Source organism: Erwinia plantamica (assembly GCF_043420595.1).
GTDB lineage: Bacteria > Pseudomonadota > Gammaproteobacteria > Enterobacterales > Enterobacteriaceae > Erwinia > Erwinia aeris.
Map to the genome: position 1 here is coordinate 1 of NZ_JBGCUC010000151.1, position 311 is coordinate 311.

Consider the following 311-nt stretch of genomic DNA (forward strand, 5'->3'; position numbering starts at 1 on the left):
TAGTTCCTTCACCCGAGTTCTCTCAAGCGCCTTGGTATTCTCTACCTGACCACCTGTGTCGGTTTGGGGTACGATTCCGTGTTACCTGGAGCTTAGAGGCTTTTCCTGGAAGCAGGGCATCTGTTGCTTCAGCACCGTAGTGCCTCGTCGTCACGCCTCAGCCTTAAAGTGTTCCGGATTTGCCTGGAACACAAGCCTACACGCTTAAACCGGGACAACCGTCGCCCGGCCAACATAGCCTTCTCCGTCCCCCCTTCGCAGTAACACCGAGTACAGGAATATTAACCTGTTTCCCATCGACTACGCCTTTC

General features: G+C 54.0%; 1 rRNA gene. It reads right to left on the reverse strand.

What is annotated here, in order from left to right:
• Window positions 1-311 (reverse strand): 23S ribosomal RNA (locus AB3U87_RS22570); the annotation flags it as partial.